This window comes from Pseudomonas sp. S2_H01, assembly GCF_054668305.1.
Genome location: NZ_CP162756.1, coordinates 3,420,243 through 3,441,473, shown reverse-complemented (window position 1 = coordinate 3,441,473; position 21,231 = coordinate 3,420,243). Strand labels below are relative to the sequence as shown.

General features: G+C 59.4%; 11 protein-coding genes. 8 read left to right on the top strand and 3 right to left on the bottom strand.

Going from position 1 to position 21,231, the window contains the following annotated elements:
- Positions 1-345: 345 nt before the first annotated feature.
- The 3 genes from AB4N84_RS15375 to AB4N84_RS15365 are packed head-to-tail and all read right to left on the bottom strand — an operon-like array spanning position 346 to position 8,836.
- A complete protein-coding gene (locus AB4N84_RS15375) occupies positions 346-585 on the bottom strand; it encodes a DUF7660 family protein (protein WP_460042107.1) in 240 nt (79 codons plus the stop codon).
- A gap of 22 nt (positions 586-607) precedes the next feature.
- Positions 608-7,087 (bottom strand): two-partner secretion domain-containing protein, encoded by a 6,480-nt coding sequence (locus AB4N84_RS15370; protein ID WP_460042106.1) that lies wholly within the window; start codon positions 7,085-7,087, stop codon positions 608-610.
- 30 nt (positions 7,088-7,117) lie between these two features.
- Complete coding sequence (locus tag AB4N84_RS15365; protein ID WP_460042105.1) at positions 7,118-8,836, bottom strand: ShlB/FhaC/HecB family hemolysin secretion/activation protein; 1,719 nt, start codon at positions 8,834-8,836, stop codon at positions 7,118-7,120.
- An 876-nt stretch (positions 8,837-9,712) separates the two neighbouring features.
- Between AB4N84_RS15365 and AB4N84_RS15360 the strand changes: the two genes are divergently transcribed.
- The 8 genes from AB4N84_RS15360 (at position 9,713) to AB4N84_RS15325 (ending at position 21,051) form a co-directional block, all read left to right on the top strand.
- Positions 9,713-11,029, top strand: coding sequence for a nucleotide sugar dehydrogenase (locus tag AB4N84_RS15360; RefSeq protein ID WP_074753723.1), 1,317 nt, complete (start codon positions 9,713-9,715; stop codon positions 11,027-11,029).
- Between the two features lie 131 nt (positions 11,030-11,160).
- Positions 11,161-12,642 (top strand): mannuronan synthase, encoded by a 1,482-nt coding sequence (alg8, locus tag AB4N84_RS15355; RefSeq protein WP_074753721.1) that lies wholly within the window; start codon positions 11,161-11,163, stop codon positions 12,640-12,642.
- 63 nt (positions 12,643-12,705) lie between these two features.
- Positions 12,706-13,878, top strand: coding sequence for a PilZ domain-containing protein (locus AB4N84_RS15350; protein ID WP_074753718.1), 1,173 nt, complete (start codon positions 12,706-12,708; stop codon positions 13,876-13,878).
- A 2-nt stretch (positions 13,879-13,880) separates the two neighbouring features.
- Positions 13,881-15,293, top strand: a complete 1,413-nt coding sequence (gene algK / locus AB4N84_RS15345; protein ID WP_074753714.1) for an alginate biosynthesis TPR repeat lipoprotein AlgK — start codon at positions 13,881-13,883, stop codon at positions 15,291-15,293.
- On the top strand, positions 15,290-16,795 hold the full coding sequence (locus AB4N84_RS15340; protein WP_460042104.1) for an alginate export family protein: 1,506 nt from the start codon (positions 15,290-15,292) through the stop codon (positions 16,793-16,795). The genes algK and AB4N84_RS15340 overlap by 4 nt, the downstream gene beginning before the upstream one ends.
- Positions 16,796-16,822: 27 nt before the next feature.
- On the top strand, positions 16,823-18,454 hold the full coding sequence (algG, locus tag AB4N84_RS15335) for a mannuronan 5-epimerase AlgG (RefSeq protein ID WP_460042103.1): 1,632 nt from the start codon (positions 16,823-16,825) through the stop codon (positions 18,452-18,454).
- A 13-nt stretch (positions 18,455-18,467) separates the two neighbouring features.
- A complete protein-coding gene (locus AB4N84_RS15330) occupies positions 18,468-19,907 on the top strand; it encodes an alginate O-acetyltransferase (RefSeq protein WP_460042102.1) in 1,440 nt (479 codons plus the stop codon).
- A gap of 7 nt (positions 19,908-19,914) precedes the next feature.
- Complete coding sequence (locus tag AB4N84_RS15325) at positions 19,915-21,051, top strand: mannuronate-specific alginate lyase (RefSeq protein WP_460042100.1); 1,137 nt, start codon at positions 19,915-19,917, stop codon at positions 21,049-21,051.
- The last annotated feature ends 180 nt before the right edge of the window (positions 21,052-21,231 follow it).

Below are 21,231 nucleotides of genomic sequence, written 5' to 3'. Positions count from 1 at the left end.
AAAGCGAAAAGCGCTTTTAGTTATGCGTCCATGCACACCCATCGAAAGTTATACCACCCCCATTATTAAACGCCGTAAACCATTAACGCCGTCAGAAAGGCAAATCGTCGCCTGCAAGAAGGTCATCATCTTTGGAGTTCCCTCTCACGTCATAGACATAAAACGGAGCATCCGTAAAGCCGATCCCAGGAGCACGAATTTATTAAAAACTTCAAGAAAAACGTATATCTCGTTACCTCTCCTAACGACTATTCGTTGAGGCCCAAGCCCGGCGCTGCAAGGGGTAGGTGCATTAGGATCGTGGTTAGCGCCTATTGCACCAGCAAAACAATTAAAACGCCAATATTATTCGTAAATCTTAGATGCAAACAATATTTTTGCAAATGTCTGCCAACTAGGGATGAGGGCTTCATCATCACCAGAGTTCACTGCATAGGAATTCATTGCTCGTACCCAAGCTTCCATTGCGTCCAAAAATCTCTCAAGTGTAGGGTTTTCCCAATCGGCTGAATTTAACTCCAAGTCATCCTTAAGCCCACAAATAAAATCTGCAAACTCTTCCCTGGTTTTAATACTTCCAATCATCTTATCTAGATCCATAAGTCACCTATTTACAAATCCCACGAACACAAATTATAGAACCGTTGTTTGGCGTAGTCATCTTCCTTCCAATTTCCTTGGCTATTTCGGCCTCGGTGGCGGGAATGATTTTGATGGGTACACCTGCTGCAGATGCAGCTAAGACGCGACGATTATCTAAACTATAGACAAGGCCATCCTTCTCAAATACTCGAACAGCTGGAAAGTCAGCTGGAGAAATCTTTCCAGATTTTAAATCGTCAATCGTTGTTTGAAGAACCTTCCCATCCGCAAAGCTACTTTTAACACTATCCTGCGTGAATCGAATTTCTTGGGGATTAGCATATCCAGTTAAATTATCTGGCAATCCAGACGGCATTTTCTGCCCAGAACCACTTGTACCTTTTGCACCGTACGGCACTTCCTGTCCGCTTTCAAAGCTCACTTGAGGACGGGTGGTGGGGCCAACGTCGGACTCGGACGTCTGGTGTGTCGGTCGGGACGAGTTGTTACTGGCAGGTTTTGAATGCCCGCTGTCAGCGCGGGCGCCGCCGAGCAAAACCGCGCCCAGTTCATTCAGGAGCCGGCTGCCCTCTCCGTTTTTGATCGCGCCGAGTTCACTGGCGATCTGCAGGCGGGCCGCCATGTTTTCCTGTTGGAAGAAGGCGGCGATGAGGGTGCCTTCCTGGATTTCCCCCTTGGCGTAAAGCTCCTTGGCGAGGGCGTCGAGCTTGGGTTCGTCTTGCTGCAGTTGGTCCGAGATCTGTCGGCAGACGTCTGGGTTGGCCTTGCACAGCGAACCCAGTGCGGCGTTGTTGTCTTCGTTTTGTTTGGCGTATTTCTCGTGTATCTGGCGCTTTTCGGCGTCGCTCTTGCTCGCGGTAAGCTCGGCGTGCATGGCCTCCAGGTCTTTGTGCAGGAGGTAGTTGTATTCCGTTGCGTTCTTGGCGACCCACACGCCTTGCTGGAGTTTTTCGGCGTCGGTGTCTTTCTGGGCGGCAGCGGCGAGCAGGCCGATCATCTGGCTGCTCATGGTCAGCAGCGCTTCGTTGCCCTGAACCAGGCCGTCGAGGTGACCGACCACGGCTTCGTTGACGCCTGCGGCCAAAGCGCCGGTTTTGAAATCGCCGCCCGTGGCTTTGGCGAGCAGACCGCCCACCATGGCGTGGATCACGACTTTGCTGGGTGTACCGGTTTCTATGACGCCTGCGGTGTAGTCGCCGACGAGGTTGAACGCGGTGGCGGCCAAGGTATTGAACAGCGCGCCCTTGAGCGCTTCGTTCACACTGCCGCCCTGACCGAGGGCTTTGCTGAGTGCGGTGGAGGTGACGCCTTGCAGGGCCTGATTCGCGGCAAATCCTCCAATGCCTTGCAAGGTGAATGTTGGAACCTTGCCCGCCGCTCCAGTCAGCGCATCGAAATGCCCGGCGGTCAGCCCGGCGGTGATGCCTGAAATGGCATAGCCCTTCAGGCTGTCGGACGAGGTCACTTCCTTGAGCACCGCGCCGAGGTTGCCGCGGTTATTGACGACCGACACCGCTGCCGTCGTGCTGGCGCTGGTCGCGACTGCACCGGCAGCGGCGGCGATGCTGGCCGCGGCGCCTGCTTCGGTCGCCGCGACCATCACAGTCGGTCCCACCGCCCATGCCATCAGAATCGCCACCGCGATCTGCGCCGCAGGCCCTAAACCGGCATTGTCATATTTGAACGATTCATGGATCTCGGCGACCTGGCGCCAGTCCACGTCGCCGCGTTGTTCAGCAGCCTTAAGCCACGCCAGTTGAGGGTCGGCCGTCACCATCGCCTCGATGGTCTGGCTGACGGTCTGTTGATCGACTTTTTTGACGTCGATCTTCAGCCCTTGCACGGCGTTAATGACGAGGTTGCCCCGCGCCGTCAGTTCGCTCTGGCGAACGGTTTCGTCGGTTCGGCCCTCGCCTTTCATGCTGAACCAGGCGAGGTCGCTGTCGTTCTCGACGTGACTTTCCTGATGCAGGTCTTTCACGGCCTCGAACGTCACCGCGCCGCCGCTGGTGAGGGTCAGGTCGTTGCCACTGTCCAGCTTCGCCCGTTGATAAAGCTGATCGCCGCCGCTGACGAGGCTGAGGTTGCCGCCGGTCTTGATCCCGCTGCCGACGTGGGTGACGTCGGTGACTTCATCACGCTTGCTTTTCTCGGCGCCCCAGCCGCCTTTTTCCTGCCTGTCGTACAGGGTCGAGGTGCTGTTTTGCCCGGCGAGCAAGCTGATCCGGCCGCCGCTGTAGAGCTGCGCGTCGTTAGCCGCCTCGATGTGGCTGGCGATCAGCGTGGTGTCGCCGACGGCGGTGGAGTTAAAGTCATGACCGGCGCTGAGCAGGCTGCCGACGTGCGTCTGCCGATCGTCGCGTTCGGTGACGCGTTTGTGGCCGTTCTTGCTGCGCGTTTCGACGCTGCGAATGTCAGTGGCGGAGACAACGGCGATGTCACGGCCAGCGTTGAGAAACAGGTCCTGCGCGGCGGAAGCCTTGCTGGCGACGACGTTGATGTCGCGTCCAGCGGTGAGGCTGAGATTGCCGCCGGTGCTGACAGTTGCGGCGAGATTTTCGACATCGGTGCTGACGGTGTAGCGGTGGCCACCGTCAGCGATGTCATGTCGTTCGCGTGCGTTGACCGTGGCGAGCAGATTGATGTCGCGTCCGGCGGTCAGGCTGGCGTCGGTGCCTGCGCTGATTGCCCCGCGATTGCTGATGTCCTGGCCGGCGAGCAGTGTCAGGTTGTTATTCGAGTGAATGACGCTCGGCCCATCAAGGACCGTGCGCATACCAGAGCCGTCTCGAACCTGAGCCGCCGTGCGATCGCTGATGATGTCGCCGTTGATCGCCACGAGACTGACGTCGCTGCCCCGAATCTCGCCGGCCATGGCGTTACGAATGCTGTCCTGAGCGAGCAGCGCCAGGGCGTTTCCGGCTTCGATCAGACCGCCCTGATACAGGCTGCCTGCGGTATTGATGCTGACCGTGTCTTTACCCCGCAAGGTGCCGACGCTCAGCAAGTCACCGCCGCTGACCAGCGCCAGCTCGCGGCCTTGAATCAGGGAGTTGCCTCGTACGTTGCGCGACTCGGCCTGCGCCAGATACAGGACGGGCACCAGCACGGTCTGCCCCTCGACGACACGGTTCTCCATCCAGACAATGTCGTGAGTCAGCGCGCCAACTTGTTCGGCGGACAATCCAACGCCAACGCTCAGGTTGAGCGCTTTTTTGCTGGCGGCGGCGTTGTCCATCAAGTAGCGGAATTGTTCTTCGTCGCTGCTCAGATCATCGGCAAGAAAACGCTGCCCCGTGCGCGCCAGCACAGCATCGCGGATCAGTCGCGATTCGTAGAACCCGTCGCCGAGACGACGCCATGTACCGTCGGCGCTGTACCCGAGCAAGCCGAGCAGGTAGTCCGAGCCGAGAAACCGGCTCAGATCGGTGAGGTTCGGGTTGCCTTCCACCAGGTAGCGTGCGGTCGGGTCCTTGCTCTTTATAAAGAGGCCATAGTCGCCTTGCGGCAGACGGAAGCCGCTGGCCGACGTTGGATCGAAACCCGCCCCTGCAAGGACATCGCCATCCGCCACGCGCTTGCTCAGGTCGATGTCAACCGGCCCGGTCTGATCGTCGCCCATCTGGCCTGTGAGCTGTGCCAGTGTGTTTTCGCGGATCGTGCCGTTCTGCACGCTGTTGGCAACGTTGAGCGTCATTTTTCCGCCCGACTGCAAGGTCGCGGCGTAAGCCATATCGCCGCTGTCGCGCCATTCGGTGACGTTGCTCAGCTCTTCAAACCGACCATCACTGGATCGCGCCTTGAGCAGTTCAAACCACGCCAGATCGAAATTCCCCGCCGCCAACGCCGCCTTGAAAGCAGGAACATCGACGAATTCCATCTGATCCCAAAACGCGGTGTCGATCTGTCCGGGCGTACCGATCTGCGTGACGTTTGTGCCGACGCGCGTACTTGCGCCCTGATTAAGCAGATCGTGAGCGGTGATGGTCAGGTCGCCGTTGGCAGCGAGCAGGCTGTAGCGGTTCTGAACCTGATCGGCGTCGAGGGTCATCGACTTGCCAGCCACAAGCCGCGCTGAAGCCGAATCCTGGGTCGCGCGCTCGATGTAGGTTTGCAGCAACGTGATCAAGCCACGTTTGAAGCTGTCGTGACCGTCACAATGCTGACCGCAGACCCAGTCCAGATCGCCGGCCACCAGCTCACGGCCCATCTCGAATTCGGCTTTGCCGTTCTCGATGAAGCGTGCCTTGATGTCGAGGTTGCCTTCACTTTCCACAGTGCCGGAGAGGTTGCTGAATACCTCGGCAAACCCGCCCTCCAGCGCGCTGAACCTGAAATTGCCCTGGCTGTAGACGTCGCCGTACAGGTTACTGAAGCGGCCGCCACGCAGTGTCATATCACCGCCACTGAACAGCAGGCTGTCCGCGTGATTGCTGATGCCGTTCTGCGCGCGCAATGTCAGGGCGCCTTGTGCGCCGAGCGTGCCGCGGTTGTCGATGTTCGCGGCGTTGATCTGCAGGCTCTGGCTGGCGGTCAGGTAGCCAAGGTTGTCGAGCACACCACTCAGGGTCAACGTGGCATCCCCGGCGCTGCCGATACGACCACCGTTTTGCTGCACGCCGGACGCCGACAACGTCAGTTGTTTCAGGGTCTGAATCAGTCCGCTGTTGTAAACATCGCCCACGAACGCAAGGTTGAGGTCGCCATCACTGAGCAACTCGCCCGCATTGTCCAGGCTTGCGGCTGACACGTTGAGTCTCGCCGCACTAAACAGACGGTCCCCTGTTTTCAGAGTCAGTCCATTGTCGAGCGTGAGCTGCAAGGGCCCGGTGAACTGCACAGTGCCCAGGTCGGCCACCGCCCCCAACGCCCAGCGTCCGCTGCCGAGCACGTTGATCAGCCCGTCGCGTCCGTTATCAAATAACGCGCTGCGTACATTGAAATCTGCGTTGGACTCAATCACGCCGCCACGGTTGAACAGACTACCCCGCACATTGAAGTCAAGCGCACCGCCTGCCAGTTGCCCGCCGCTGTTGTCCAGCGTCGAACCGTCGAAGCGCATCACTCCTTTGGCGAAAATCGAACCGGCCTGATTGAGAAGCGTGTCGACCGACACCGTCAGGTCGCCCATCAGGCTGGTGATTTCACCGGCAGCCTGCGCCAGCGTGCCGTTGTCGAGCAAACCGGCCTGAATCGAAACGCTGCTGCCGACGATGCTGCCGCCACGGTTGTCTATCGCATCGGCGCCTGCGACCTTGACCTGCTGGCCACGCAGCTTGCCGCGATGGTTATCGACCTGTGTGGCGGTGACCGTGAGCGCCCGCTCGGCGGCGATTTCATTGCGATTGACCAGCGCCTTGGCGCTCAACGCGATGTCGGTGCTGCGGATTGCACCTTCGTTCCGAACCTGAGCGGCGGTGACGGCAATGCGATCACGGGCGGTGAGCTTGCTGCGGTTGACGAGTTCGCCTGCGCTGCGAATCTCGATCACCGGTGCATTGACGTGGTCGCCATTGAGGGTGACGTCTTTTGCCTGAACCCGCACCGCCGAAGAAGACGACGCGTTGGCCATGGTCAATTGGCCATTCACGTCCAGTTGCAGGTCTCCGGCGCTGGCCGCCACATCGCCAGCTAGACGAACCCCGACACCGCCTTCAGTACCCACCAGCCGGATGCTGTTGGCGTACATGCCACCCAACGCCGAAGAGTCGATGGCAACCTGTGGTTTCGCCCTGCCGTCATCGGCCAGCGCCTTTGCATCCAGGCTTTGGGCATTTACCGCGTTACGTCCGGCGACGACATTCAGATCCCGCGCATTGATCTGCGCATTGATCTTGACCGAGCGGGCGATGATGTCGAACCGGTCTACGGCGGTGGCATCAAGGCCTGCACCATCCACCATCACCTCACCCTGCTCGACCTGAAAACGATCAAGCCGCCCGTTTTCCAGTACGGGTTTGCCCGTGGTCAGCGTGGCGCGCGGCGAGTTGATGAAACCGCAGCCACTGCACGTGATGCCGTGGGGGTTGGCGACGATGACGTGGGCGGCCTGCCCCGCCACTTCAGTTGCGCCGCGCAACTGGCTGGCGTTGTTGCCAATGACTTCGTTAAGGATGATCCCGGCGGCCTGTCCGTGCAGGTTCGGGTTGCCAAGAATTTGCCCGCCCAATTGAGTGGACTGCGTCGGCCCGGTAGCGTTGTTGAGAATCAGACCTTGCGGCCCGACGTTGTAGTCCTGGAACTGGTTGTGCGACAGCCCCTGCCCGTTGGGCGCGGCAATGTTGACGATGGGTACGCCATTGCCAGCCTGTTGCTGACCCGGTCCGCCGGTGATGCCGTCGGCGTGTACCCACAGCGGATGCCAGAACATTGTATTGGCGAGAATCAGCGCCAATCCGCGCTTGGGAATACCGCAGAAGCGATCACGAGACGTCAGCGCGGCCGAAGGCTGGCGCGCCAGAAAGGCAAAGTGGCGAAGATCCATGTTCACGAAAATCCAGGGCAGCAGGTGCGGTTACAGGAAAAAATCCAGGCGGAAAGAAACCGGCGTCTCGCGCTCGGCGAGGGCTTTGGGTCGTTCCAGGGAATGGGCGAAAGTGAGGCTGGCACTGGCATGCTTGCTGTTGGCGAACAGCTGTACGGCATGACCGGATACGCGTCCGTGTTGCCCGCCATCGAAGCGGCTGTGGCGGATGACACCGCGGTCATATCCCAGGTTTACGCCGTAGCCGGACACCACCGGGCGCAGCCAGTCAATCTTGACCGGCCGGCTCCAGCGCAGGTCGTTGCGCCAGTAACCGCCGCTGTCACCCGACAGAAATTGCTCTTTGTAACCGCGCACTGATGATTCGCTGCCAAGGCTCAAACGCTGGGGACTGAACAGCACGTCTTTGCTGTACTGCCCTGTGGCAAGGCTGCTGAAACTGAATGACTCGCCAACCAGTTGAAAGGGTTTGAGCATGCTCAGCGTGGCGCTGTATTTGCGATATCGCGATTGCGGTTCACGGGTATTCGGGTTACGAGCATTCGCAGGCGCGGTACGCTGCGCACCAAAGGCGCCGACGCCTTTTTGCATGCCCAGCGAAACGTTGGCGAACACCGATCCCAGGCGGCGCCCGTGACTCAAACCAAGCTGTAATTCGCTGAGCCGGTTACTGCTACCGATCAGCCGACTGCCTTCGATGTAGCTGTTGCTACGCAGATGAGAGGCACCCAGTTGCAGCGAAGTCTTACCCACCGCATCACGGTGAAGGACACGCTCGGCATGCCATTGATGACTGACCGTGTCCCCTGTCTGGGAGAAGGAAAAGCCATTGGCCCGAACGCGAGAACGATAGTGGCTGCGGCTCTGGGCATAGTTAAAACTCCACCACTTGTAAGGCAGGTCGTAATACACCATCGCGTTTTCCGAGTGGCGATGGCGATCGCTCACCGCGTCGCCGCCGGTGCGCAGGGACAGTCGATCCGCCAGCCCCATCGGGCTGTCCCACTCCAGCCCGACATCTTGTTGCTGTTGACCAGTGCTCTTCTGTCCGTCGTTATGGCGCGACGCGCTGACTCGCCAAGGCTTCTGCCGCTCGTTGAGCACCAAAACCTCACTGCCCCCTACCTCTTTTCCAGGTTTGAGTTCGAGGCGGACACGATTGGACGGCAATCGGTTGAGCTGATCGACCAGTTGCTCCAACTCACGCAGGTTGAGCAAGTCGCCGGTCTTGCCGGGAAACCCCATGCGCAACTCACGATCACTTGGAGCACCTTTCTCATACCCCATGAGCCTCTCCAGACGGCCCTCAACCACCAAAATCGTCAGCTGACCGCGCGACAGGTCCTGCCGGGGTAGATAGGCACGACTGGTGACCCGCCCGCCGTTCAGGTAGCGAGCGGTAATAGCCTTGAGTAGGTCGTTCAGTTTCTCCACACCCAGACATTTGCCCTCAAAGGGAGCAAGCATCTTTTTTTGATCGCGTGGCGACAAACTCCTCGAACCTTCCAGCGTAATGTTGCTGATCGGGAAACAGGCGGAGTCACGAGTTTCAGGACGGTTGGCAGACGCCGGCGCAGCCCCCTGAAGGTCTTGAAGCGCTTCCAGCTTGCGGCGCTGGTCCTTCAGCAACCGCTCTTGCCTGTCGAGAATGAGTCCCTGATCGCCAGGGTTGCTGAACGGCGCCGACAGGGCGCAATGGCTCAACAACACGCCGGTGCAGACAAGTCCGGCGCGGGTCCATGTGCTCACAAAAAGCGCTCCTATGAATAAAGGCGCGCAGAGTGAGGGCGAGGATGAGGCACGGATGCCAAGCGTTGACTACGGCTCACGTAGGCTCTTACCAGAGTTCCAATCAGACTGTTCCGTCAGACGAACGGCCGCAATGACAAGCCTTTGGCGCCAATAAAAAGGCAACTAAAAAGCCCCCGAGATTTTTCTCAAAAATTTAACAACATTTTCGAGTGATGGCGCATAGCCATTTTACTCTGGTGGCACTCTTACATGAACTACGCGCAAGCCCTTTATAACTAGGGGTTGAACGGTAAGTGCTATCAGAGTGCAACCATCTCCAACAAGAAAGATATTTCAAAAAATCTCAAAAAGAGGACGAGCGGCCAGGAACTTATGGGGAAGGCCTATGCTCCTACATCCCGTAACAATTCTCGCCCACCTTGTGAGACATCTCTTACATTCGGGCAGGACGAATCTGAAAGTTGCTTTTCAAGTAGTTAGACCGAAGGGTCATTGTGGTTCGTACAAGGAGAGAACGCACCAAACTAGTTGAGGTAAATCGAGCAAGCACCAACCGGGTGCCTGCAGCCACTGACGAGCAAGACAATACTGAATCATGGCCAAAAGCCTTGAGCCAGAGGCGCGGCAGCGACTCGCAACCATCCGCCGGAGTGCTATGCCATATCCCAGATCGGGAGTTCATATACATATATATGGATTACTCGACGCTTTAGATCTGTAACATCCGGGCCCGCCTCTGGAACAGGGCGCCCAACTTTAAATTCTGCCTGTGCTTGTTCACGACATTAACCTGCCGTGCGAACGAGTGCGCGAAAGTTGTAAGACAATTTTTATATCCAGCCAACTAATGGCGTGAAAATCGAGGAGATTACGATGCATATCAGCATCTTTGGTTTGGGCTATGTCGGTGCAGTATGTGCTGGTTGCCTCTCGGCGCGTGGTCATGATGTTGTCGGTGTGGATATCTCCAGCGCCAAGATCGACCTGATCAACCAGGGCAAGTCTCCAATCGTGGAACCAGGTCTGGGCGAACTGCTCGAAACCGGTATCAAGACCGGTAAACTGCGCGGCACCACGGACTTCTCCGAGGCCATCCGCGCGACCGACCTGTCGATGATCTGCGTCGGCACGCCAAGCAAGAAAAACGGTGATCTGGAACTGGACTTCATCGAGTCCGTCTGCCGCGAAATCGGCTTCGTCCTGCGTGAAAAAACCTCGCGTCACACCATCGTCGTGCGCAGCACCGTTCTGCCGGGCACCGTCGCAAACGTTGTCATCCCGATTCTGGAAGACTGCTCGGGCAAGAAAGCCGGCGTCGACTTCGGCGTTGCGGTGAACCCTGAGTTCCTGCGTGAAAGCACCGCGATCGCCGACTACGACCATCCTCCGATGACCGTGATCGGCGAATTCGACAAAGCGTCCGGTGACGTTCTGCAATCGCTGTACGAAGAACTCGACGCACCGATCATCCGCAAGGACATCGCTGTCGCCGAAATGATCAAGTACACCTGCAACGTCTGGCACGCGACCAAAGTCACCTTCGCCAACGAAATCGGCAACATCGCCAAGGCCGTCGGCGTGGATGGTCGTGAAGTGATGGACGTGGTCTGCCAGGACAAGGCCCTGAACCTGTCGCAGTACTACATGCGCCCAGGCTTCGCCTTCGGCGGTTCTTGCCTGCCGAAAGACGTGCGCGCCCTCACCTACCGCGCCAGCAGCCTGGACGTCGAAGCGCCGTTGCTCAACTCCCTGATGCGCAGCAACGTGTCCCAGGTCCAGAACGCCTTTGACATCGTCGCGGCAAGCGACACCCGCAAGGTCGCGCTGCTGGGTCTGAGCTTCAAGGCCGGCACCGATGACCTGCGTGAAAGCCCACTGGTCGAACTGGCAGAAATGCTGATCGGTAAAGGCTTCGACCTGAGCATCTACGACAAGAACGTTGAGTACGCTCGCGTCCACGGTGCGAACAAAGAGTACATCGAGTCGAAGATCCCGCACGTTTCGTCCCTGCTCAACTCGGACTTCGACGCTGTGATCGAAAACTCCGACGTGATCATCCTGGGTAACCGCGACGAGCGTTTCCGTGCGTTGGCCAACCAGGCACCCGCCGGCAAACGCGTCATCGATCTGGTGGGCTTCATGAAAGGCACCACCACCGAAGACGGTCAGACCGAAGGTATCTGCTGGTAAGAAGCAGCGGCAGGCGGCAAGCCACAAGCTGCAAGTTTCAAGTTCAAGCCCCGAGCTTCAGGCGTTCACGCGCTTGTTGCTCGAGGTGTGGGGCTTGCAGCTTGGTTGTAACTGACTCAGGGACCCCCATTATGCTCAGGCTAAAACACGGCTTACTTCAGGCCGCAGGTTGGCTGTTTTATTTAACCGTGCTGGCCGCCATCGCGATGGCGCTGCCGGTCACTCTTTTCGACTCACAGTCGAAAGACTTTATTTTCCTGGTCGGGATCGTCGGTATCTGGCGTTACTCGATGGGCGCAACGCACTTTGTGCGCGGCATGATTTTTCTCTACATCGTCTATCCGCACCTGCGCCGCAAAGTACGCAAGCTCGGCAAGGCTGCAGATCCATCGCACGTGTTCCTGATGGTCACCAGCTTCCGTATCGACGCGCTGACCACTGCTCAGGTGTACAACTCGGTCATTGAGGAAGCCATCGCCTGCGGCTACCCGACCACCGTCGTGTGCTCGCTGGTCGAGATGTCCGATGAACTGTTGGTCAAGGCGATGTGGGCCAAACACAACCCGCCTCCACACGTGACCCTGGACTTCGTGCGCATCGCCGGTACCGGCAAGCGTGACGGTCTGGCATTCGGCTTTCGCGCCATCTCGCGCCACATGCCGGATGACCGTGCCGTGGTGGCCGTGATCGATGGCGACACCGTGCTGGCCGAAGGCGTGGTCCGCAAAACCGTTCCGTGGTTCCAGCTGTTCGGCAACGTCGGTGGCCTGACCACCAATGAATTCTGCGAAGTACGCGGCGGCTACATCATGAGCGAATGGCACAAGCTGCGATTCGCCCAGCGTCACATCAACATGTGCTCGATGGCCCTGTCCAAACGCGTACTGACCATGACCGGTCGCATGTCGGTGTTTCGCGCCACCGTGGTCACCGACCCGGACTTCATCGCAGACGTCGAAAGCGACTCGCTGCAGCACTGGCGCCTGGGCCGCTTCAAGTTCCTGACCGGTGACGACAAGTCCAGCTGGTTCAGCCTCATGCGCCTGGGTTACGACACGTTCTACGTGCCGGACGCCGCCATCAACACCGTGGAACACCCGCCTGAGAAGAGCTTCCTCAAGGCGAGCCGCAAACTGATGTACCGCTGGTACGGCAACAACCTGCGTCAGAACTCGCGTGCGCTGGGCCTTGGCGTTCGCCGCCTCGGTGTCTTCACCAGCATCGTGTTGTTCGACCAGCGCGTGTCGATGTGGACCTCGATTCTCGGCCTTACCGTCGCACTGCTCGCCAGCTTCAAATATGGCGTGGCGTTCCTGCTGGTTTACCTGCTGTGGATCGGTATCACCCGTTTCATTCTCACGTTGTTGCTGTCGTGTTCCGGGCATGCCATCGGGCCGGCTTACCCAATGATTCTCTATTACAACCAGATCGTCGGCGCACTGATGAAGATCTATGTCTTCTTCCGCCTCGACCGTCAGTCCTGGACCCGCCAGGACACAAAACTGAGCCGCGACATGGCCAGCTTCCAGGGTTGGTTCAACACCTGGTCGTCTCGAACCATGACTTTCTCGGCTGGCAGCATCTTCGTTGCAGTGTTGCTGACGCTGGTATGAAAAGGGTTCTGACGGGCTCTGAAAGCACAATGGATCAACTCGATTAATCAGGAATAAACCGCCATGAATACAGCCGTGAATGTGAACGTCGTCCATGAATCCGAAGCCCAGCGCCAACACGCACGGGTCAAGATCCCAGCCAAATTGCGCCTGCTCAATGGCCAGCCAAATGCACCGCTGGTGCGTGTCGAAGACCTCTCTGCCGGCGGCCTGAGCTTCGTCGCACCGAGCGGCGTGAAGTTTGCTGCCGGTCAGGTCATCAAGGGTCGTCTGCAGTTCCTGATCGATAACCTGGGCCTGGCCATGGACGTCGAACTTCAGGTTCGCGCCGTCGACGCAAGCAGCGGCCGTGTCGGTTGCCAGTTCCAGCACCTGGAGGCTCAGGACATCGCGACCCTGCGCCACCTGATCACTTCTCACCTGTCCGGCGACATCGTCAGCATGGGCGAAGTGCTTGCCACCCTGCAGCGCGACAACTTCACCAAGGCGCGCAAGAAGAAAGACAGCGGCAGCGGCCTGAGCGCATTCGGTCGTCTGCGTGCCGTGACGTTCAGCGCCGGTATCTTCGTCGTCGGTCTGGCGGCGTTCGGTTTCGTCGCCAAGTCAGTCTACGGCATGTACTTCGTCAGCCACTCGACGTCCGGTCTGGTCAGTGTGCCGACCATGGACGTGACCATGCCGCGTGACGGCACCGTGACCAGCCTCATCGCACCGAACGGCGACGTCGCAAAAGGCGCGCCACTGGCGTCGTTCAACACCAGCATGCTGGACGTACTCAAGGGCAACCTGGACCCGGACGAAATGCAGCCGGCGAAAATCGAAGAGCTCTTCGGCCGTCAACTCGCCGGTACGCTGACCAGCCCATGTGACTGCGTCGTCGGCAAGCAACTGGTTGCCAATGGTCAGTACGCTGCCAAAGGCGATGTGATCTTCCAGATGGTGCCGCGCAACGTTCCTGCCACCGTCGACGCCCGCTTTACCTACCGCCAGTTCGCCGACGTCCAGCCGGGTGCCCGCGTGAACTTCCAGGTCGCCGGCGAAGAAGGCACTCACAGCGGCAAGATCGTCAGCTCCACGGCACTGAGCCCGGCGGACCTGTCTTCGGACATGCGCGTCCAGATCCAGCCTGACGAATCGCTCAGCAGCACCCTGGCCGGTCGTCCAGTGGAAGTGGTCAGCGATCGCGGCCCGTCCCTGAACTGGCTGATCGACAAAGCCACGGCCGCAGGTTTGTAAACATGGCTAGCCCACTACGAAGCTTGTCAGCCCCTACGTTGTTGAGCCTGGCGATCGCGATCGGTCTGGGCGGCTGTGCCGGCCTGCCCGATCAACGCCTGGCCAATGAAGCCCTCAAACGCGGTGACACCGCGACGGCGGAGCAAAACTATCGGCAACTGGCGGACCTGGGTTATAGCGATGCACAGGTAGGTCTTGCGGACATCCAGGTCGGCACACGCGACCCGGAGCTGATCAAGCAGGCCGAAGCGACTTATCGCGCCGCCGCAGAAACGTCGCCCCGCGCGCAATCGCGCCTGGGCAAGCTGCTGGCCGTCAAACCCAACTCCACCGAAGCCGAGCAACGCGAAGCCGAGGGCCTGCTGAAGAAGGCGTTCGCCAACGGCGAAACCGGCACGCTGATCCCGCTGGCAATGCTGTATCTGCAGTACCCGCACACGTTCCCCAACGTGAACGCGCAGCAAAAGATCAACGAATGGCGCGCCTCGGGTTATCCGGAAGCGGGTCTTGCCCAAGTGCTGCTCTATCGCACCCAAGGCACCTACGACCAGCATCTGGGTGAAGTCGAAAGCATCTGCAAACAGGCCCTGCGGGCCAACGACGTTTGCTACATGGAACTGGCGACGGTCTACCAGAAACGTGGCGAAGCGGACAAGCAGGCGGCATTGCTGGAACAGATGCAGAGCGGTTATTCGATGGGCTCCGTCCCGGCGATGCGCGTCGACACCGTCGCTCGCGTACTGGCCGACTCGACAATCGGCAAGCCCGACGAGAAGACCGCCCAGCAACTGTTGGAAAAAGTCGCCCCCGGCTACCCGGCTTCGTGGGTCAGCCTGGCGCAGCTGCTGTACGACTATCCCGAACTGGGCGACGTCGACAAGATGATGGAATACCTGGACAACGGCCGCGCCGCGGACCAACCGCGCGCCGAGTTGCTGCTGGGCAAGCTGTATTACGAAGGCAAGCTGGTCCTGCCGGATGCGAAGAAAGCCGAAGAACACCTGCTTAAGGCCGCGCCCACGCAGATCTCCGCGCATTACTACCTGGGTCAGTTGTACCGCCGTGGCTACCTCGGCCACCCCGACGCCCAGAAAGCCGTCGACGAGTTGCTGACCTCCGCGCGCGGCGGCCAGAACAGCGCCGACTTCGCCCTGGCGCAATTGTTCTCGCAGGGCAAAGGCATCAAGCCCGACCCGGTCAACGCCTGGGTGTTCGGTCAGCTCGCTCAGACCCAAGGCACGCCGCAGGCGGCGGACCTTGCGCAGCAGCTCAACGATCAATTGCCGCCTGAGAAGCGCGCGCAAGCGCAGAGCCTTCTCCAACGAGAACAGCAGGTCCGTGGCACCACGGCGCAGAACGCGCTGGCCTTGCAGACGCTGCAAGAAGAAAAAGACGGCGAGGACGCACCTCTATGAAGCTTAAGTTGAATCCTCTGATGGCGGCCGGGCTTGGTCTGGGTTTCTCCCTGATCTGGGCCACGCCGACATTGGCTGCCTTGACCGAAGACAAGAACTTCGGCATCGAAGTAAAGGCCACCGGCCAGATGGAAGATGACCGTGACCTGGGCACCCGAGGCGGTGGCGACGTCAACGGTATCGGTCTGGACCTGCGCCCATGGATGTACGGTCAGTGGGGCAATTGGAGCGGCTACGCGATGGGCCAGGTGGTCACCGCCACCGACACCATCCAGACCGACCCGCTGGACCAGCAGGCCACCGATGCCAACGGCCAGACCACCCAGCGTGTCCGCAAAACCTCAAGCAGCCGTGAAGTGGACGACAGCTATGCGGCCCTGCGTGAGTTCTGGGTTGGCTACAGCGGCTTCACGCCCTACCCCGGCGAGATCCTCAAGTTCGGTCGTCAGCGCCTGCGCAATGACGACGGCCAATGGCACGACACCAACATCGAAGCGCTGAACTGGACGTTCGACACCACCCTGCTGAAGGCAGAAGTGGGCGCGGCCGAGCGCTTCAGCGAATACCGCACGGACCTGACCGAACTGTCGGCTCAGGACAAGGATCGCCAGCACCTGTTCGGTGACGTGGAGTACCAATGGACACCGGGCCAATGGGCAGGCGTTCGTGCTCATCACAGTCACGACGGCGGCAGTCTGAAACACCCGGGCGAAGCCGTGGACGATCTGGACAAAACCTCCCGTGGCGACCTGACCTGGCTGGGCCTTCAGGCCAACAGCGATGCGTACAACTATCGCAACCTGAACACCGTCAACTACTGGGGCAGCGTGACCTGGCTGACCGGTGATCGTGATCGCCTCGCCACTGCTTACGACCCTGCTGCCGATCAGTACGTCGCGGGCGACAAGAACAACGAAAACGTCAACGGCTGGGCCACCGATCTGGGTCTGCGTTTCCGTCTGGACCCTATGTGGCAAGTGGGTGGCGCCTACTCTCGCGCCAGCAAGAACTACGAACAGAACGGCCTGGAAAGCAACCGCTCGAACTGGACCGGCACCCGCTCGCGCGTGCATCGCTTCGGCGAGGCGTTCCAGGGCGAAATGGCCAACGTGGAATCCGGCTCGCTGTTCGCGTCCTGGCAGATGCAGGACGAGTACGACGCCTCGCTGATCTACCACAAGTTCCGTCGTGTCGACGGTCACGCCGGTATCGGCGGCGCAGGCGTCAACCCGGCTCGCGAAAATGTCGATTCCGATGGCGTCAGCACGTTCGACTCCCTGCCGCTGGAAGACGGCCGCAAGGATCTGGGTCAGGAAATGGATCTGGTCGTGACCAAGTACTTCAAGCAGGGCTTGCTGCCTGCTTCGGTGAGCCAGTCGTTCGACGAGCCGTCTGCCCTGATTCGTCTGCGCGCAGGCGTGTTCAAGCCTGGCGATGCCTACCACAGCGGCGTGGACGATTACATGCACCGCGCCATCGTCGACGTTATCTGGCGCTTCTGATGCAAGCCGCGATAGGAGTGCAATGAGATGAACAGCCAAGCAAACAGTGTGCGTCACCGGGCATGGCCCCACGCGCTGCTGGAAAGCGCAGTACTCAGCAGCGCCTTACTGCTGGCAAGCACTGCGGCCATGGCCAGCACCGCGCCAGTAGCACCCGCTGCCGCCGCGCAACCGGCCGCCGGTGAAGAAGTGGTCAAAGGTCTGCATCAGGCGAAAACGTACACCATCTCCAGCCCGCCAACCGGCCCGCTGATGATGGACAAACCCAAACTGCCAGACCTCTCGGGCTATACCCAACAGGCCATGCAGAAGAAGATCGTGCGCAGCAAGGCGGCGAAGGTTTCGATTCGTCGCATGATGCAGGAAGACGCGCTGAAGGAGTTCATCGGCGGCGATAACAAGATGTCCGAATGGGTGGCCCGTCAGCACGGCATCCCGCAGGCGATCTTCGTCGACGACGGTTACATGAACCTTCAGGAACTCGCGAAAAAGGTGCCTAAACAGTACCTGAGCGAAACCTCGCCAGGCGTCTTTCTGGCGCGTCTGCCGATTGTGGTCGGCAAGAAAGGCATCCTGGAAATCGACAAGAAAACCAGCGAACTGCGCCTGTCGCAGGAGGCCGGTGCGTTTCTGGTGAACGACAACCAGTTGTTCGTGATGGACACGAAACTGACCGGCTGGAGCGAGAAAGCCAACGGCCCGTCGACGTTCAAGGCGCCGAAGGAATTCCGTCCGTTCCTGCTGTCCTGGGGCGGTACCCAGACCTACATGTTCAACACCAAAGTGGCGAGCCTGGGTTACAACAACAGCAAGTCGTACGGTCTGAGCATTTCGCAATACACCCCGAACATGAAGGCGCAGATGAACCGCCCGGACCCGACCGGCTGGATCGTCAATTCCGAGTTCTCGGACATGTGGTACGGCTACTACTGCTATGAAACCCGTGACTTCGTGGTCAAGGGCAATACCTACCACGACAACATCGTCTACGGCATCGACCCGCACGACCGTTCCCACGGCCTGATCATCGCCGAGAACACTGTTTACGGGACCAAGAAGAAGCACGGGATCATTATTTCCCGTGAGGTGAACGACAGCTTCATCATCAACAACAAGAGCTACGAAAACCACCTCTCCGGCATCGTGCTTGACCGTAACAGCGTGAACAATCTGGTGGCGTACAACCAGATCTACCGCAACCACACCGACGGCATCACGCTGTATGAAAGTGCCGACAATCTGCTGTGGGGCAACCGCGTGTTCGCCAACAAACGTCACGGCATCCGGGTCCGCAACAGCACCAACATCAAGCTGTACGAGAACCTGGCCATCGGTAACGGCCTGATGGGCGTCTACGGCCACATCAAGGACCTCTCCGACACCGACCGCGACATCAAGCTCGACCCGTTCGACGCCGAGGTGTCGTTGATCATGGTCGGCGGCGAACTGACCTCCAACGGGTCTGGCCCGCTGTCCATCGATTCGCCGCTCAGCGTCGAGCTGTACAAGGTGTCGATGCTCGCACCGACCAAATCCAGCGGGATCAGCTTCAACGGAATACTGGGCGACCGTCAGGAAGAAATCCTTGATCTGCTGGTCCGCCAACAGAAAGCCGTGTTGATCGACCCGGTCGAAAGCCAGAAACAACTCCGGGACTGAGGAAGCTATTTCTATGCACGCACACTTGATCAAATTGCTCAGCCTCTCGGGCCTGACCGCTGCACTGTTCGCTGCCAGCAACGCTGCGTATGCCGCCGACACCACAGCGCCCAGCTTCACCGCAGAGCCTTGCTGCAGCCTGTGCCCTGAAGCGCATGACGAGAAAAACTACGTCACTCGCTATCAGCAGAATTTCACCACGCTGGTCCAGGCTCAGGGCGACTGGCTGTTCCGGACCCGCGAAGACCTGCGCACCGAGTTCGACACCACGCCTGAAGGCTACCGTCGCATGCAACAGCTGCATGACGCCTTCAAAAGCAAAGGTGTAGAACTGGTCGTGGTGTATCAGCCGACCCGGGGTCTGGTGGATCGCAACAAACTGTTCCCGGCCGAACGCGACAAGTTCGACTACAACACGGCGCTGCGTAACTACCAGGCGATGCTTGGTCGCTTCGCCAAAATGGGCTACACCGTGCCGGACCTGTCGCCGTTGACCAACGAGCAACAGGCGCACGATTTCTACTTCCGTGGCGACCAGCACTGGACACCATACGGCGCCCAGCGCACGGCAAAAATCGTCGCCGAATCGGTGAAGAAAATGCCGGCCTTCGCCGACGTTCCAAGACGTGAGTTCGAGACCCATCTGTCAGGTCGCATGGGCAAGAAGGGCACTCTGCATAACATGGCCGGTCAATTGTGCGGCACCAGCTACGCGATCCAGTACATGGATCAGTTCGAAACCGAACCGAAAGGCGAAGCGGGCGATGGCGATCTGTTCGGCGACTCCGGCAACCCGGAAATCACCCTGGTCGGTACCAGTCACAGCGGCAAGAACTACAACTTCGCCGGCTTTTTGCAGGAGTACATCGGTGCTGATGTGCTGAACGTCGCCTTCCCCGGCGGCGGCCTTGAAGGTTCGATGCTGCAGTACCTGGGCAGCGATGACTTCCAGAAACACCCACCGAAAATTCTCATCTGGGAATTCTCGCCTCTGTACCGCCTGGACCAGGAGACCATCTATCGCCAGATGATGTCGCTGCTGGACAACGGTTGTGAGGGCAAACCGGCGCTGATGTCCACCAGCACCACGCTCAAGCCAGGCACCAACGAGCTGTTGGTCAACGGCAAAAACGGCATTAAGGATGTGCGCAACGGCAGTAATCAGATCGACATCAAGTTCGCCGACACCTCGGTGAAAACCCTTCAGGCGCGCCTCTGGTACATGAACGGCCGCCACGAAGACCTGAAGATCGAAAAACCTGAAACATCTGAAACCGACGGGCGCTTCTCCTTCGAACTGCGCGACGACAAGGACTGGGCTGACCAGCAATTGCTCGCACTGGAAGTGCAGGGTCCCGAAGCGGGCGCTGCGCCACAGCAGGTCGAAGCGAAAGTATGCAAACGCAACGTGTTCCCGAATGTCGCGCATCAAACCGCGCAAGCCGGGTTATGAGGCTCTTATGCACACTCCAAAACTGATGCTCCCAACCCTTCTCTCGCTGGCCGTACTGTCCGGCGCGACGTTCGCCACCACCGCCAGCGCTGCGTCGACCCTCGTGCCGCCGCAGGGCTACTACGAAGGCGTCGAGAAATTCAAAAGCGGCGAAGGCAAATTCAGCTGTGAGGCCACTCCGCAGCCGTATACCGGCTCGCTGCAATTTCGCAGCAAGTACGAAGGCTCGGACAAGGCTCGCTCCACGCTGAACGAAGTCTCGGAAAAAGCCTTCCGCGACTCCACCAAAGACATCACCACCATGGAACGCAACACCAGCAAAGTGGTGATGCAGTACATGCGCGACGGTCGCCCCGAGCAACTGGACTGCGCGCTCAACATGTTGACCACATGGGCCAAGGCCGATGCGCTGGAGTCCAAAGACTTCAACCACACCGGCAAGTCGATGCGTAAATGGGCACTGGGCAGCATGTCGTCTTCGTACCTGCGCCTGAAGTTCTCCGAGTCGCATCCACTGGCGACCCGTCAGCAAGACGCGCAAGTGATCGAGGCCTGGTTCAGCAAGCTGGCTGATCAGGTGGTCAGCGACTGGGACAACCTGCCGCTCGACAAGACCAACAACCACTCGTACTGGGCAGCCTGGTCGGTGATGTCCACCGCCGTGGCAACCAACCGCAAGGATTTGTTCGACTGGTCGGTCAAGGAATTCAAGATCGCCGCCAACCAGGTCGACCCGCAAGGCTTCCTGCCTAACGAGCTCAAGCGCAAACAGCGCGCGCTGGCATACCACAACTACGCGCTGCCGCCGCTGGCGATGATCGCCAGTTTCGCCCAGGCCAACGGGGTCGATCTGCGTCCTGAAAACAACGGCGCGCTGAAGCGTCTGGGTGATCGGGTGCTGGCTGGCGTCAAGGATTCCGGCGACGAATTCCAGGCCAAGGATGGTCAGAAGCAGGACATGACGGACCTGAAGAAAGACATGAAATTCGCCTGGCTGGAACCGTACTGCTCACTCTACGACTGCGGCCCGGACACCTTGGACAAGAAGCACAAGATGCAGCCGTTCAAGAACTTCCGCCTCGGTGGTGACATCACCCGGACCTATGACCCGAGTCATGAGAAGGGTGAGAAAGGCGGTTCTTGAACGCGACAACCTTGATCGTTCCCACGCTCCGCGTGGGCACGCATCCTCTGACGCTCTGCGTCGCCGTTGAATGGCGCGGAGCGCCGAGAGATGCATTCCCACGCGGTGCGTGGGAACGATCCAACCTGTAGGCGCATTCATGTTTCACCCCTCCATTTTTCATGGGGGGGTTTGGGGGGG

What these genes read in the sequence shown, in the direction of transcription:
- AB4N84_RS15375 (WP_460042107.1), bottom strand. Translation starts at nt 585, where the DNA reads ATGATTGGAAGTATTAAAACCAGGGAAGAGTTTGCAGATTTTATTTGT.
- AB4N84_RS15370 (WP_460042106.1), bottom strand. Translation starts at nt 7,087, where the DNA reads ATGGATCTTCGCCACTTTGCCTTTCTGGCGCGCCAGCCTTCGGCCGCG.
- AB4N84_RS15360 (WP_074753723.1), top strand. Translation starts at nt 9,713, where the DNA reads ATGCATATCAGCATCTTTGGTTTGGGCTATGTCGGTGCAGTATGTGCT.
- alg8 (WP_074753721.1), top strand. Translation starts at nt 11,161, where the DNA reads ATGCTCAGGCTAAAACACGGCTTACTTCAGGCCGCAGGTTGGCTGTTT.
- AB4N84_RS15350 (WP_074753718.1), top strand. Translation starts at nt 12,706, where the DNA reads ATGAATACAGCCGTGAATGTGAACGTCGTCCATGAATCCGAAGCCCAG.
- algK (WP_074753714.1), top strand. Translation starts at nt 13,881, where the DNA reads ATGGCTAGCCCACTACGAAGCTTGTCAGCCCCTACGTTGTTGAGCCTG.
- AB4N84_RS15340 (WP_460042104.1), top strand. Translation starts at nt 15,290, where the DNA reads ATGAAGCTTAAGTTGAATCCTCTGATGGCGGCCGGGCTTGGTCTGGGT.
- algG (WP_460042103.1), top strand. Translation starts at nt 16,823, where the DNA reads ATGAACAGCCAAGCAAACAGTGTGCGTCACCGGGCATGGCCCCACGCG.
- AB4N84_RS15330 (WP_460042102.1), top strand. Translation starts at nt 18,468, where the DNA reads ATGCACGCACACTTGATCAAATTGCTCAGCCTCTCGGGCCTGACCGCT.
- AB4N84_RS15325 (WP_460042100.1), top strand. Translation starts at nt 19,915, where the DNA reads ATGCACACTCCAAAACTGATGCTCCCAACCCTTCTCTCGCTGGCCGTA.